The organism is Solemya pervernicosa gill symbiont (genome assembly GCF_002020875.1).
Lineage (GTDB): Bacteria > Pseudomonadota > Gammaproteobacteria.
Genome location: NZ_MPRL01000002.1, coordinates 109,135 through 123,325 on the forward strand (window position 1 = coordinate 109,135; position 14,191 = coordinate 123,325).

The window sequence follows — 14,191 nt, forward strand, 5'->3', positions numbered from 1 at the left end:
ATATTGTTGATGGTGTTTAAGTTACCTAGCTCTACGAGTATTGGCAAGTCATCGGTTGAGGTATGAAGTATACGATGACAGATCTTGTGTGTTGCCACTAGCCTTTTGCCTAAAGCTTTATTTGTGATAAAAAAACACCCCAATAAAGGGGTGTCTTGGTTACTGCTTTTTGATCAGGCTGTTATCAACCTTCGGCCTCTTCGCCGTGATCGTGACCACCTGGTCCGTGGATGTGGCCGTGGTCGAGCTCTTCCTGGCTGGCTTCGCGGACTTCTACGATCTTCACATCGAAGCTGAGGGTCTCACCGGCGAGGGGGTGGTTGGCGTCTACCTGGATTGACTCATCGGTGGTGCTGATGACGGTGACGATCTGTACGCCTTGCTCGTTCTGGGTGTGGAACTGCATGCCGACGGTGATCTCGTCTGCGTTCTCGAAACGATCACGAGGGATGTCCTGAATCGCCTGATCGTCACGCTCGCCGTAGCCCTCTTCGGGTGAGACGGTGACCTTCATCTCGTGGTCGACGCTCTTGCCTTCCATCTCTTTCTCCAGACCGGGGATGATGCTGCCGGTGCCGTGGATGTAGGCGAGGGGCTCACGACCCTCGGATGAGTCGATGACGTTACCTTCCTTGTCGGTAAGGGTGTACTCGAAGCTGACGACCATATTGTTGGCGATTTGCATGTAGTGATCCGTAAATAGTGATTAAAGAAAGTCGAACAGCATACGCTGATATTGGAGGTAAGCCAAACCGCCAGCCCCCGCCACTACTGGCTTAGCGCCATTTAGCGGTGCTGTTTGACTGGCTTAGTCGGTAAGAAACAGCGCCGGGTCGATGCGGTTGTTGTTGAGGCTGACGCTCCAGTGTAAATGGGGGCCGGTTACACGGCCGGTCTTGCCGACGGCACCGATCAGATCACCTTCACCGAGCCACTGGCCCGCTTTGACGTCGATACGTGAGAGGTGGCAGTAGAGGGTGACCAGCCCTTGACCGTGGTCGATCAGTACGGTGTTGCCATTGAAGAAGTAGTTACCGGTGAGTACTACTTCACCTGCGCCGGGCGCCTTGATCGGTGTGCCTTCGGGCGCTGCGATATCCATACCGCTATGGGGATTGCGCGGTTCACCGTTGAAGAAGCGGCGCAGGCCGAAGCTGCTGCTGCGCGGCCCATCGACCGGGGCTGCGAAGTTGAGCGGAATCTGATCCTGATCGAGCCAGTGGGTGAAGGCGGCCTTCATCAGCTTCGACTCTTTCCAGATGCGGTCGAGATCCTTCTGGTTGGGATTGACGTGGCGCTTGTTCTTCACCGTCAGGTGCTGGCTGCGATACTCCTTGTGGGAGACATCGAAGCTTTTGCTGCCGCCGCCCTTGATGGTGACCTTGTGTTGACCGAGTTTGGCCGAAAGAGGAATACCGACTACAGCCATCCAGCGTCCCTCAGACTCGACCACCATGGTGCGACGCTTGGCATAGCTCACATAGGGCTTGGCGCTGGTGGCCGCAGCTATATCGATCAGTGCCACACCGCCGGGTACCGACAGTGACTTGGGCAGAGAGGCAGCACTGAGCAGGGTGGTAAAGCTGAGTGTGACAATAAATAGTAGGGCTCTAATCATCGTTGCACTCCTCGACGGTGCATATCAGGTTTCCTTTAGACAGCCTCGTCTCCACACGTTCACCCGGTTGTAGCTCTGCGGCCTGACGAATGATCTGCTGATCATCCTGGCGACGCACGATGGCGTAGCCACGATCGAGGGTGGCAAGTGGGCTGACGGTATCGAGCGCTCGGGCGGCAGCAGTGAACTGCTGGCGTTGCTGCTCGAGTCGGCGCTGCATGGTGGTGTGGAGTCGGCTACGGGTAGTGCTGAGCCGGTTACTCAGCGTTTCGATGCGGTGGTGTGGCCGATAACGCTGCAGGTGTGCGTTGAGTGTATCGAGTCGAGCGTGGCGACTGCGTAGTTGAGCGCGGACGGTATTGCTCAAACGCATCGATAGCTCATCGAGTCGCTGGTACTGGCCGCGTAGCTGTTGTCCCGGATGGAGGCGCTGTAGACGACTGGCGAGCCAGTTGATGCGTTGTGAACGCTCCCCGACCTGACTCTGATGGCGTGCGGTGATGCGACGCTGCAGCATGGCAATACGGGTTTCAATCTCGTCCCGGTCGGGGGAGAGCAGTTCGGCGGCGGCCGAGGGGGTCGGGGCGCGTACATCGGCGACGAAGTCGGCGATGGTGAAGTCGATCTCATGGCCAACGGCGCTGACGATCGGGATTGAGCTGTCGAAAATGGCGCGTGCTACGACCTCTTCATTGAAGGCCCAGAGATCCTCGAGCGAGCCGCCACCGCGACCGACGATCAACACGTCGCACTCGTAGCGATCAACGGCAGTGTCGATCGCATCGGCGATCTGCTCCGCGGCGCCCTCACCCTGAACCGCGACCGGATAGATGGTGATCGGGATCGCCGGGAAGCGGCGTTTTAGCACCGAGATGATGTCGCGTACTGCCGCGCCGGTAGGGGAGGTGATGACTCCAATCCGTTTCGGCAGGGTGGGCAGGGGGATCTTGCTCGTTTCATCAAAGAGCCCCTCAGCGGCGAGTTTGCGTTTCAGTGCCTCGAACTCGCGTTGCAGCGCACCGGCTCCCGCCTCCTGCATTGATTCGGCAACCAGCTGGAACTCACCGCGTGCCTCGTAGAGCCCAGCACGGGCGCGGATCTGCACCTGCATACCGTTTTCCGGCTTGAAGCGGACCATCTGACGACGGTTACGAAACATCGCACAGCGGACCTGCGAGTTTGCATCCTTGAGGGTGAAGTAGATGTGGCCCGAGGCGGGTTGGGCGAGGTTGGAGATCTCCCCCTCGACCCAGAGCATCGGCAGGCTCCCCTCGAGCAGCATGCGCACCTCGCGGGTGAGGCGCGAGACGGTGTAGATCTCCCGTTCGCCGCGCTGGGGGGCTGAATTTGGCACTGTTGGACGCATTCGGTCGATCATACCCGAGCTGCTTCGGCTGGGCGAATAGGGGCGCTTTTCGATGAAACGGGCTGGAATCTCTCTGAGAAAGGTCTAAATCAGGTTTACCGAACAGCAGCCAGTCACTATAATGCCATCCCTTATATTCACCGCTTTATAAGGAGTCAGGAAACCATGCGCATCGCCCAGGAAGCCCTCACATTCGACGACGTTCTACTGGTTCCCGCACACTCCAATGTGCTGCCCAAAGATGTTGATCTCAGCACCAAGCTGACCCGCGGTATCAATCTTAATATTCCGATCCTCTCGGCGGCGATGGACACCGTCACCGAACACCGTCTTGCCATCGCCCTGGCCCAGGAGGGTGGCATCGGCATCATCCACAAGAACATGACCGCTGATGAACAGGCGCGTCAGGTACGGATGGTGAAGAAGTTCGAGAGTGGTGTGATCAAGGATCCGATTACCGTAGCACCCACCCTGAGCATCGGTGAGCTGATCGAGCTGACCCGCGCAGAGAAGATCTCCGGTGTGCCTGTCGTCGATGGCGAGGACCTGGTCGGTATCGTTACTAGTCGTGATATGCGTTTCGAGACCCACTTCGACGAGCCGGTCTCCACCATCATGACCCCTAAGGATCAACTGGTTACTGTTAAAGAGGGTGCCAACAAAGAAGATGTACAGAAGCTGCTGCATGAGCACCGCATTGAGAAGGTGCTGGTTGTGGATGATGGATTCCACCTGCGCGGCATGATTACCGTTAAGGACATTCAGAAGGCGACCGACAAGCCCAACGCCTGTAAGGATGAGAACGGCAGCCTGCGTGTTGGCGCGGCGGTTGGTGTCGGTGCCGGTACCGATGAGCGTATCGAAGCGCTCTACAACGCCGGTGTTGACGTGGTGGTTGTCGATACCGCTCACGGCCACTCGCAGGGTGTACTCGATCGTGTTGCATGGGTGAAGAAAAACTTCCCAAGTCTGCAGGTGATTGGCGGCAACATTGCCACTGGTGCGGCAGCTAAGGCGCTGGTCGAGGCGGGTGCCGATGCGGTTAAGGTTGGTATCGGTCCCGGTTCGATCTGTACCACCCGTATCGTTGCCGGTGTCGGTGTACCGCAGATTTCAGCTATTGATAACGTTGCCCAGGCGCTTGAAGGTACGGGTGTCCCGTTGATCGCCGATGGCGGTATTCGCTTCTCGGGTGATATGGCTAAGGCGGTTGTCGCCGGCGGTTACACCATCATGGTTGGCTCAATGCTGGCTGGTACCGAAGAGGCGCCGGGCGAGGTTGAGCTGTTCCAGGGGCGCTCCTACAAGTCCTACCGAGGTATGGGTTCTCTCGGAGCGATGGGTGGCTCGCAGGGTTCGTCAGATCGTTACTTCCAGGAGAGTACCGAGGCAGATAAGCTGGTACCCGAGGGTATCGAGGGTCGTGTCCCGTTCAAGGGATCGATGCAGCCGGTTATCCATCAGCTGCTTGGCGGCCTGCGTTCATCGATGGGTTACATGGGCTGTGCCACCATTGAGGAGATGCGTACCAAACCTGAATTTGTACGAATCACCAATTCGGGTCTCTCAGAGTCTCACGTCCATGACGTACAGATCACAAAGGAAGCGCCTAACTATCGCGTTTAGCGACGTCACTAGTTTGGGAATAGAAACGGCCCCTCGGGGCCGTTTTTTATTGTGTGGAGTTTGTATGCGTCCGTTTAATCGGTTTGCTTAATGGCAATCTTTTCCGGATTGGCCAGTAGCTCTGAAACTGCTTCGGGCGGCAGTGGACGAGAGAAGAGATAACCCTGCAGGCGTTCACAACCGAGATCTCGTAGCTGTTTGAGGTGTGCCTCGGTCTCGACCCCCTCGGCAATTACCTCCATACCAAAGTTGTGTGCGATGGCGACGATGGTCTCCACCATGTCGATATGCTCACTGCCCTGATCGAGATTGAGCACAAAGGAGCGGTCGATCTTGAGCGCCTCAAAGGGGAAGCTGTGCAGATAGCTGAGTGATGAGTAACCGGTGCCGAAATCATCGATATAGAAGCGATATCCACGGTCACGGAACTTGGTCAGCAGATTGTTATTGGCGGTGGTGTCGGCCATCAGGGTGCTTTCGGTTATCTCCAGTCTCAGGCAGCTTGGATCGAAGCCGACACCCAACAAGATCGTCTCAATGCAGTTAAACAGATCGGCCTGAAGAAGCTGTTTGCCGGAGAGATTGACGCTGATGTAGAGGTCTTTGAATTTCGGGTGTGCTTCGCGCCACTGTTTGGTGTGTTTACAGGCCTGATGCAGTACCCACATACCCAGTTCGTTGATCAGCCCTGTCTCCTCAGCCACTGGTATGAACTCAACCGGTGAGACCATGCTGCCATCACTGCGTTGCCAACGTGCCAGTGCTTCGAAGCCCTCGATCTCTCCGGTGGCTGCGGCGACAATGGGTTGATAGTGGACCGAGAGCTCCTGGTTCTCGAAGGCGCGGCGCAGGTCGGTCTCCATGGTGAGGCGGGAGAGGGCAGAGGTGTGCATCGCCTCATCGAAGAAGACGGTCTGAATGCTGCTCTCCGATTTGGCACGATACATCGCGGTGTCGGCGTCTCGAAGGATCTCCTCTGGTTCTTTATAGTCGCTGTTGCCAAAGGCGATACCGATACTACAGGGGGCAAAGATCTCGTGACCAATCAGATCGATGGGATTGCGCAGTTCGGAGTGGATGCGACTGGTGACACGTGAGATATCGAGTTCCGATTCAGGACCTTCGATTAGCATGGTGAACTCATCGCCACCGAGGCGTGCAACGGTGTCAGTTGGTCGGCTACAGCTCTCAAGGCGTTTGGCTACCTTGACCAAAAGTTTGTCACCGAAGCTATGACCCAGGCTGTCGTTGATCACCTTAAAACGATCGAGATCGAGAAACAGTACGGCAAATTTGTAGTCTTGATTGCGTTCATGGCGAGCCATCGCCTGCGCAAGGCGATCCATGAAGAGTAACCGATTGGGTAGCCCCGTCAGGTCGTCGTGGTAGGCGTTGTGCAGCAGGCTCTGTTCGGCCTCATTACGTTGAATCATGCCTCCGATGGTGTGGCTGATGGTTGAGAGCAGCTGGATCTCCTCCTCACTTCGCTGATGGTCGTGATCGAGGTAGAGGGTGAGTATGCCGAGCAGTCGGTCACTACTCTTGATCGGCAGGCAGTAGTGACCATGCTGTTCTGAGCCGGAGTCGATCCGGTGATGGTCATCATCGACGCACGCCTTGTAGATGACCTCGCCAGTGGCGGCAGCCTGACCACAAAGACAGACTCCGAGAGGAACGGTAGCACACTTCTCGACAGTCTTGGCAGGCATGCCGGACTGGGTTGCCATCTCCAGTGTGTCGCCACTGTCATTAACGAGATAAACCGCCCCCTTGCCCTGCAGGTTTAACCAGGAGGTGGCCAGAAGCTGATGTAAAATCTGTTCTAGGCGTTGCTCAAAGGGGGCGGGTTGAAGGGAGGTTTCCAGCACTGAAGCAATTAGTTGTTGCGATGCGTAGTCGCGTTCGATCTTCTCCTCAGCCGCCTTGCGGTCCGAGATGTCGCGAATAAAGGCAGTAAAGGCGATCTCACCATCGATATAGAAGGTGGTGATGGAGAGTTCGACGGGAAACTCCTGCCCATCGCGGTTGAGTCCAACCACCTCAACACGACGGTTGAGTTCATGTACCTGGCTGCTTGCTGCGGCTCTCTGTAATCCGTGGTTGTGAGCCTCTCGCAGCCGTTCGGGTACGATCAGATTGGAGAGTACCTCGCCCAGTGTATCCTGTTCGGACCAGCCAAAGATGGTTGAAGCCTGCTCGTTCCAGCCGGTGATGATGCCGTTGGCGTCGGCGGTGATAATTGCATCGAGCGAGCTGGAGACGATGGCACGGGTTCGTGCCTCATTCTCCTGTAGTGAATCAAATATCTGCTCGCGTTCTTCCACCCGTGTGATGATTTGTCGTCTGGCGATGCCGATGCCGGTTAGACCCAGTACCCAGATGAATGTGTGACCCGCACCCAGAGTGATCATGCGCATCTCTCTGAGGCGTTCAATGGGGGTCAATGGAACCGAGACACTAACACCGCCGGCCAGATCGCCGACCGTAAATCCCTGTTGGGCGTGACACTTGAGGCAGGGGGCCGCCATATGCATGGGACGAATCAGTCGTAGGTAGGGTTCGTTGTTCATGCTGGTGACTTCAGTGAACTCCTTAGCGCCACGCTTGAACATATCGAAAGACTTGAATTCCCACTCATCAGCGGTATTGATTGGATTGAGTGGTTTGATTCCACTGATATGTCCCTCGGCTCCGAACTTGGATTTGGCCAGTTCATTGAACTGGCGCACCATCAGGGCGGGATTTATCAGGGTGAGGGTCTTTCCAGAGGAGGTGACAATATCACGCTCAGGCAGGAACTCGACGTAGGGGTCGGGTTTCTGTGTCTCGGTGACTGGAACGTAGACGCCACCGTGTTTTGTGGCCCAGAGACGGAAGGTCTGATCCTTAAAGAAGTTGGCACGTAGTTCAGTGCGGGCCTGATCGAGCAGTAGGGATTGAACCTGATGGGAGTTCCAGAAGTAGCTGACGAGTATAACGACCGACCACACCGCAGTGAGGATCCAGGCCCAGCCTTTGATTTTAAAAAGCAGTTTTCCCATACAGCAATCAGACCGTCGTTGCGGCTAAAGCAGCTCTCGAGATGTGGTGTACATAATTACCAATGTTAATCACCAGATCATAGGTGAGAATGAGTCAAATTAGTATCCTCACTCGTAGGTAGATAATGAGTGAAAAGCTTACTGATTAAGTAAGTTAATCATGTGGTTAACTATCAATCTTTACGTTGGTTGTTTTGGAGGATGGTGATGGTAGGTGAGTGCTCGACTGAGCTGGCAGGAGTGAGGTTTTGGGCAAAAAAAAGCGGGGCATATAGCCCCGCTCATTACTGCTGTTGCGGCCTTATCCGAAGATATCGTGGGTAATGTTGTCGAACCAACCGTGAGCATAGTGTGCCTCACGCTTGAGTGTCTCCATCGATGCATCCTTTGGAGTGACGCCACCGGAACCCTTGATCGGGGTAACCAGGTTCTTCGCCTTGCTGTACTTGTAGATCATGCCGACCGAGATACCGTAGTTCTCGCCAACGATGCTGTAGCAGGTGTTCTGGTAGGAGGGAACACCGGGCTCTTTCTCGTTGAGCATGGCAACAATCGCCGAAGCACACGCCTTGGCCTGGATATTGGCACTGTAGCCAGACTTCGGCATCTTGGTAGCGATGCTGGCATCACCGAGTACATGTACACCCTTGTGGATGTGTGACTCGAAGGTCGCCACATCGACAGGGCACCAACCCTTCTTGTTGACCAGCCCAGCACTGAAGGCGATCTTGCCAGCCTTCTGTGGTGGGATGACGTTCATCACATCGGCCTTGATGCTCTCGACCTGAGAGTTGATCACCATGTTGTTGGCCTCGACACTCTCCACCTTACCGCCAGCCGCGCCGCCAACCCACTCGATCAGGCTGTTGTCGGTGCCGTAGCCGTAGAGGCGTTTCCAACCCTGGGTGAACAGTCCCTTCTTGGCGAACTTATCCTTGGGATCGAGAATGATGATCTTCGACTTCGGTTTGTGCGTCTTCAGGTACTTGGCGATCAGACTTGCACGCTCGTAGGGCCCAGGAGGACAGCGGAACGGATTGGTCGGTGCAGCGATGACCACGGTGCCGCCGTTGCGCATCGCCTCAAGCTGCTTACGCAGGGTGACAGTCTGAGGACCCGCCTTCCAGGCGTGGGGAATCTTCTCGGCGACCTTGGCGTCATAGCCCTCGATGGCACCCCATGTGAAGCTGATGCCGGGTGAGACGATGCAGCGATCGTACATGAAGCTGTCACCATCGGCGGTCTTGACCATCCGTTTCTCGGCATCGATGCCGGTAACGGTATCGTGCACGATGTTGACACCATGGCCAGCGAGACCGGCGTAGCCGAACTCGATATCCTTGATGCTGCGATCACCCGAGAGTACCTCGTTACTCATAAAACAGGTGTGGTAGTGCTTGTTGGGTTCGATAAGGGTGACGTGGATTGCTGGATCCATCATGCGGAGGTACTTGGCAGCGGTTGCACCACCGACACCACCACCTACAACGACAACGCGAGCCTTGGCAGCGCCACCAAGATTGGTTGCACAGCCGACAACAGTAGCGCCGACGGCGAGGCCACCGGAAATTTTAAGAAAATCACGACGATTGAAATTACTCATAATCTTTAGCTCTCCTTACTGCTGGCTGGCGTAGTAGTTGAGAACGGCATCAACGCCGCCTTTGCCATGCTTCTCAACCATGCTCTTAACTTTCTTGGACATCTTCTTCGGCCCCTCGCGGTGGCTCATTTTGAAGTCTTCCATTGAGTAGGTGAGGTAGAGCTTCGATTGTCCGGAGAGAACCGGACCTTCTTCATTGTTGCGGCCGCCATCTTCATGGCACTTTTCGCAATACTCATCGTGAAGCTTCTTACCCAGCGCTGCATCAGTACGATCGAAGCTCTGCTTCATACCGACTGGTTTTTGCTGGGAGAAGTAACCGGCCATCTTGCCGATATCCTCATCACTATAACCCTTGGCAACACGCCCCATTACTGTCGCTTTACGTTCGCCGCTCTTGAACGCCTTCATGGTGTCGGTGAAGTACTCAGCTGTAGAACCAGCGATTGAGGGCATGATGCCGACGCTGTTGCCCTGATAGCCGTGACAGGCTGAACAGGTGCCGGCCAGCGTTTCTGCTGTTGGTCCAGCGGCAAATACAGATGAACTGGCTAATAGTGCGCCAGCAGCGAGTAGTGGGGTAAGAATGGTTTTTTTAGAAACCATAGATCCTCCGTCAATTATTTATGTTGATTATTATTACTTGATGGTTCTACAGATCGATCGATTGTTATTGTTTGTATGGTGAGTTGTTACGCTCCTTCATGTCGTTAGGGATGTCCCTAATGACTATGGAGTCTAAAACAAAATGACCTGTCATTTCAAAGTGTTTTTACAAGAGCAAAATAATAAACGATAAATAGGTCATATGACCTATTTGTTGTTGGGATGAGACTGTATATATAGGCTTTTCGTCATGCTGACGCATGAATGATAGTTAGTAATTTATTACTTGCTAATTAAGTTATTGAGTGAGATTGAGGTAGAGCTGGGGTAGGCGCTGTGGCAGTTCAGAGGCCTTGCGAATAACAACATAGCCCCCCTGGCCGAAGAGGTGGGGCAGGTAGTCATTTCCCTGTTCATCGATGGTGACACAGAAGGGGCGTAGCCCCTTGCGACGTGCTTCGATAATCGCCATGCGTGTATCTTCGATACCGTAACGCCCTTCGTACTGATCGAGGTCGTTCGGCTTTCCGTCAGTCAGCAGCAGGAGCAGTTTCTGCTTGCATGGTTGTGGTTCGAGTAGATTGCTGGCGTGGCGTATCGCGGCACCCATACGGGTGTAGAAGCCCGGTCTGATTGCCGCCAGTCGTCCACGTACCTTGGCGCTATAGCGCTCATCGAACTCCTTCAGGGTATGAAAGCGGACATGGTCTCGATGGCGTGAGGAGAAGCCGTAGAGGGCGAAGCGATCATCCATCGAGCTGAGTGCTTCAGAGAAGAGGAACAGGGTGTCGCGAATCACATCGACGATACGCAGGTTGGTATCGATCCAGCTATCGGTGGAGAGTGAGAGATCGGCGAGTAGTAGACATGCCAGATCACGACCGCCATTGCGCATGTCGCGATAGAGGCGAGCGTCGCCTTGTGCATGGCCTGAGGCGAGCTGTGCTGCAAAGCGCTCATAGGCGTCGAGATCGATCTCGCTGCCATCGGGCTGCCCCCGTAACCAGACTCGACTCGGTGCCAGCAGCTGAAAACGGTTTTTAACCCGTCGTGCACTGCGGCGTAGATGTTGGGGTAATTCACAGGGTTCTGCCTCAGCAGCAACCATTGGTTGCAGTAGGCAATAATCATCGCGTAGTTCACGCTTTTTATAGTTCCACTCTGGCAGCTTGATACCGTCACCCAGCTTGATGTCGTCGCTTGCCTCTGAGGGGAGGTCTAGATCGAACTTGATCCGTTTGCTGCTGGTGGTTTTATCCTGGGAGATACTCAGCTCATCGAGATCATCGGCGATCTGTTCAGCGCTCTCAAGATCATCCTCTTCGTCGGTGCTGCGATCGACCTTGATAAATTCGGAGTGGGCGAAGATCGCCTCCCAGCGCATCGCAATCAGGCCGCGGTTCTTCTCCGGCATGTCAGTTCGTTTCGCTTTGCGCTTCTGCTCGCCCTTAGCCTTCTCACTATCGCCACTGCTCTCATCTCCGGCATCACTTCGCGGTGATTGTGTGGTGCTATTAGTCAGAGGTGGGTTGGGGTGGAGCCAGAGCGGGACCGGGTGAGGCTCACGCAGTTCATCCGGCAGCGACTCAACACTACCGGGCTCGAGCAAGGCACGGCGTAGTAGCTGCTCTACCTGCGCCTCTTCGTGGGGGAGTTTGTCGATGCCGGGACGAAGTTGTATGTGTGCAGCGACCAGCTCGGTGTAGTAGTCGAGCATGCCGGGATAGCGCTGCAGGGTCTTGAGCGTCAGCTGCTGATTATGCTGTAGCCAGTTGCTGTTGTTGAGTTCATCATCGGCCGCTGCCAGTGCGGCCAGCCAGCTGTAGAGTTTTCGATTCAGTTCACGTTTGGGAAAGAGATCGATGATGGCGGGCAGACGTAGTGCCTGCTCATCACGCCACGCCAGGGTGATCTTCTCCTCACCCTTGGCGATACGTTGCAGCCAGCCGCGACGCGCGTTGCTGGTGCTCTCCTCGGCCGCCTCGACACGCAGTGCACCATCACCACCCAGGGCGCGAAACAGTACGCTGACCGTACGCGCTACTTCGTTCAGTGTAACGGCGGCATCGGGATAACCGGTGTAGGCAGCGCGGGTGATAAAACGGTGCCAGAGTGCACCGACGTGCTCTTCCACTAGTTGCTCTCCTGGTCGTTTTTGTTGAAACAGTCTCGTGGTAGATCGGGGGCGTGACCAAACTCGTGTTCAGAGATGTGACGTGCGCAGTCGTTCTCAAGCCAGAGCAGCAGGTTATCCTTGCCGCGACTTCCCTGTGCCTGATCACAGGCGTCGATACACTGGGCGCATTGGGTACAGGTAAACATCTTACGTTTGATTGAGCGCGGTTTGAGGCGCATCGGGCAGGCGTTATCACAGGCCGCGTTGCAGTCGATACAGTTGGAGACCTTCTGGCTATCGAAGCCGACCACCATCGCCTTGCGATTTCCCATCCAGGCGAGACTCTGAAACAGCCCCACGGCACAGCCGAAGCGACAGAAGAGGTGACGGGCGAGAAGGAACTCCAGCGCCAGTACGGTGGTTGCCGCGAAGATGAAGATCGACTGATTGCGCGTCAGCTCACCGTTAAACAGGTTGGTATAGATCTCTTTGGGTGGAAGCAGATAGGTGAGCAGGCTCACTGCCCAGAGAAAGGCGAAGCCGACCACGGCAACGATCACCAGAATCCAGTACTTCTGATCGGGTGTGAGTAGTGATCCGTTGAGTTGTTGTTCAGGCAGCGATTTTGGTTCCCAGAGGGTGGGCTTACCGCTCGCTTTGAGCATCAGTGAGTTGATCATCTCCACTACCGAGAAGTGGGGGCAGAGCCAGCCACAGTAGAGCCGACCGTAGCGCCAGGCGGTTCCGATCAGCAGTACCGCACCGATGACGATTGGCAGAAAGCCGCGCACTACGATGTTGAACGCCGCCTCGCCTGCACCTATCTCGCCATTGACGAAGGCGGTGAGGCCGAGCGTCCATGGCTGACCGAAGAGGATGAAGTGGTTGAGTGTCAGGTCGAAGCGAAAGATGTCGAGTGGCGGTGCCACCACGAACAGCACGAAAAATGCCGTGCGAACGGCCAGTCGCTTCTGCTGCAGGGTCACGATCCAACCTCTTCATCACAGGCTGTACCGATCAGCGGATAGCGGAAGTTGCGTCCCGCCATTGCCTTGGCGAGACCGATCATGCCGAGCAGCACCAGCGTGGTGTGGCAGGTGGTCACATAGAGGATCACTACCATCCAGGTATAACCGCTAGAAAAACCACCCAGTGCGAAGACGGCGACGCTGACGATTACCAGCAGCAGTCCGGCCCAGATGCTGGCGCGCAGTGTCTGCGACAGGTGGCAGCGGGCCAGTGGGACTGCTGAGTTGCGGTGCTTTAGATAGAGCGAAAGCAGCCAGAGAAAGGCGATGCCGGGCAGGATCAGCAGGTTGGATAGATAGAGCACCTCAGCAAGGACCGCAAGGCGTCGCGCTGAGGTGTCGGGAGTAAGCGCTTCGTTAGCGTCCGAATGTGGCATAGACCACTTCCATCAGTGCATCGACGGTTTCGAGATCATCGGTCAGTGGCTCGACCAGTGCGGCGCGACACGCCTCCAGTGGCTCGTAACCACCCTTGATCAGGGTGGCGGTGTAGACCAGCAGACGGGTCGAGGCGGCCTCCTCAAGATCGTGATCCTTGAGTGAGCGAAGTGCGTTGGCCAGTGCCACCAGGCGGGTGGCGAGCAGGGCATCAATACCGGTCTCGCCGATCAGGATCTCCTTCTCATGCTCGGCAGCGGGATAGCTGAAACGCATGCCGACAAAGCGCTGCCGGGTGGAGGGTTTCATCCCCTTGAGCAGGTTCTGGTAGCCGGGGTTGTAGGAGACCACCAGCATGAAACCGGGCGGTGCCTCGAGTGTTTCGCCGGTGCGCTCAATCGGCAGGATGCGACGATCATCGGAGAGGGGATGCAGCACCACGGTGGTGTCCTTGCGCGCCTCGACCACCTCGTCGAGATAGCAGATCGCCCCTTCGCGTACGGCGCGGGTCAAGGGGCCGTCGCTCCAGTAGGTGCTGCCCTCACCAATCAGATAGCGACCGACCAGATCGGCGGCGGTGAGATCATCGTGGCAGGCGACGGTGTAGAGTGGACGTCCAAGACGCGCTGCCATGTGAGCGACAAAACGCGTCTTGCCACAACCGGTCGGTCCCTTGATAAGGACCGGTAGCTGATGTTTGTAGGCGTGCTCAAAGAGCCGTACCTCATCGCCCTGATGTTTATAGAAGGGCAGATCATCCTGTGCGATCTCATCCTGGGTCTTAACAACACCGGCTTCCATCGTTACTC

At 55.9% G+C, this 14,191-nt stretch carries 11 protein-coding genes; 1 reads left to right on the forward strand and 10 read right to left on the reverse strand.

What is annotated here, in order from left to right; all coding sequences use genetic code 11:
* Window positions 1-184: 184 nt before the first annotated feature.
* From BOW52_RS01085 to xseA, 3 genes are all read right to left on the reverse strand, one after another.
* Window positions 185-685, reverse strand: coding sequence for an FKBP-type peptidyl-prolyl cis-trans isomerase (locus tag BOW52_RS01085; RefSeq protein WP_078482230.1), 501 nt, complete (start codon window positions 683-685; stop codon window positions 185-187).
* A gap of 123 nt (window positions 686-808) precedes the next feature.
* Window positions 809-1,618, reverse strand: a complete 810-nt coding sequence (locus BOW52_RS01090; RefSeq protein WP_078482231.1) for a M23 family metallopeptidase — start codon at window positions 1,616-1,618, stop codon at window positions 809-811.
* Complete coding sequence (xseA, locus tag BOW52_RS01095; RefSeq protein WP_236725594.1) at window positions 1,611-2,996, reverse strand: exodeoxyribonuclease VII large subunit; 1,386 nt, start codon at window positions 2,994-2,996, stop codon at window positions 1,611-1,613. The genes BOW52_RS01090 and xseA overlap by 8 nt, the downstream gene beginning before the upstream one ends.
* A 153-nt stretch (window positions 2,997-3,149) precedes the next feature.
* Between xseA and guaB the strand changes: the two genes are divergently transcribed.
* Window positions 3,150-4,610, forward strand: coding sequence for an IMP dehydrogenase (guaB, locus tag BOW52_RS01100; RefSeq protein WP_078482232.1), 1,461 nt, complete (start codon window positions 3,150-3,152; stop codon window positions 4,608-4,610).
* Between the two features lie 74 nt (window positions 4,611-4,684).
* Here guaB and BOW52_RS01105 read toward each other — a convergent pair whose 3' ends face one another.
* From BOW52_RS01105 to BOW52_RS01135, 7 genes are all read right to left on the reverse strand, one after another.
* Entirely contained in the window at window positions 4,685-7,651 is a 2,967-nt protein-coding gene (locus BOW52_RS01105) for an EAL domain-containing protein (RefSeq protein ID WP_078482233.1), read from the reverse strand.
* 301 nt (window positions 7,652-7,952) lie between these two features.
* Entirely contained in the window at window positions 7,953-9,254 is a 1,302-nt protein-coding gene (locus BOW52_RS01110) for an FCSD flavin-binding domain-containing protein (protein WP_078482234.1), read from the reverse strand.
* A 15-nt stretch (window positions 9,255-9,269) separates the two neighbouring features.
* Entirely contained in the window at window positions 9,270-9,860 is a 591-nt protein-coding gene (locus BOW52_RS01115) for a c-type cytochrome (protein ID WP_078482235.1), read from the reverse strand.
* 298 nt (window positions 9,861-10,158) lie between these two features.
* Window positions 10,159-11,994, reverse strand: coding sequence for a nitric oxide reductase activation protein NorD (locus tag BOW52_RS01120; protein WP_078482236.1), 1,836 nt, complete (start codon window positions 11,992-11,994; stop codon window positions 10,159-10,161).
* Window positions 11,994-12,962, reverse strand: a complete 969-nt coding sequence (locus tag BOW52_RS01125) for a 4Fe-4S binding protein (RefSeq protein ID WP_236725595.1) — start codon at window positions 12,960-12,962, stop codon at window positions 11,994-11,996. Before BOW52_RS01125 ends, BOW52_RS01120 begins: the two co-directional genes overlap by 1 nt.
* Complete coding sequence (locus BOW52_RS01130) at window positions 12,959-13,381, reverse strand: hypothetical protein (protein ID WP_078482238.1); 423 nt, start codon at window positions 13,379-13,381, stop codon at window positions 12,959-12,961. Before BOW52_RS01130 ends, BOW52_RS01125 begins: the two co-directional genes overlap by 4 nt.
* Complete coding sequence (locus BOW52_RS01135; protein ID WP_078482239.1) at window positions 13,362-14,183, reverse strand: CbbQ/NirQ/NorQ/GpvN family protein; 822 nt, start codon at window positions 14,181-14,183, stop codon at window positions 13,362-13,364. The genes BOW52_RS01130 and BOW52_RS01135 overlap by 20 nt, the downstream gene beginning before the upstream one ends.
* Window positions 14,184-14,191: the final 8 nt, after the last annotated feature.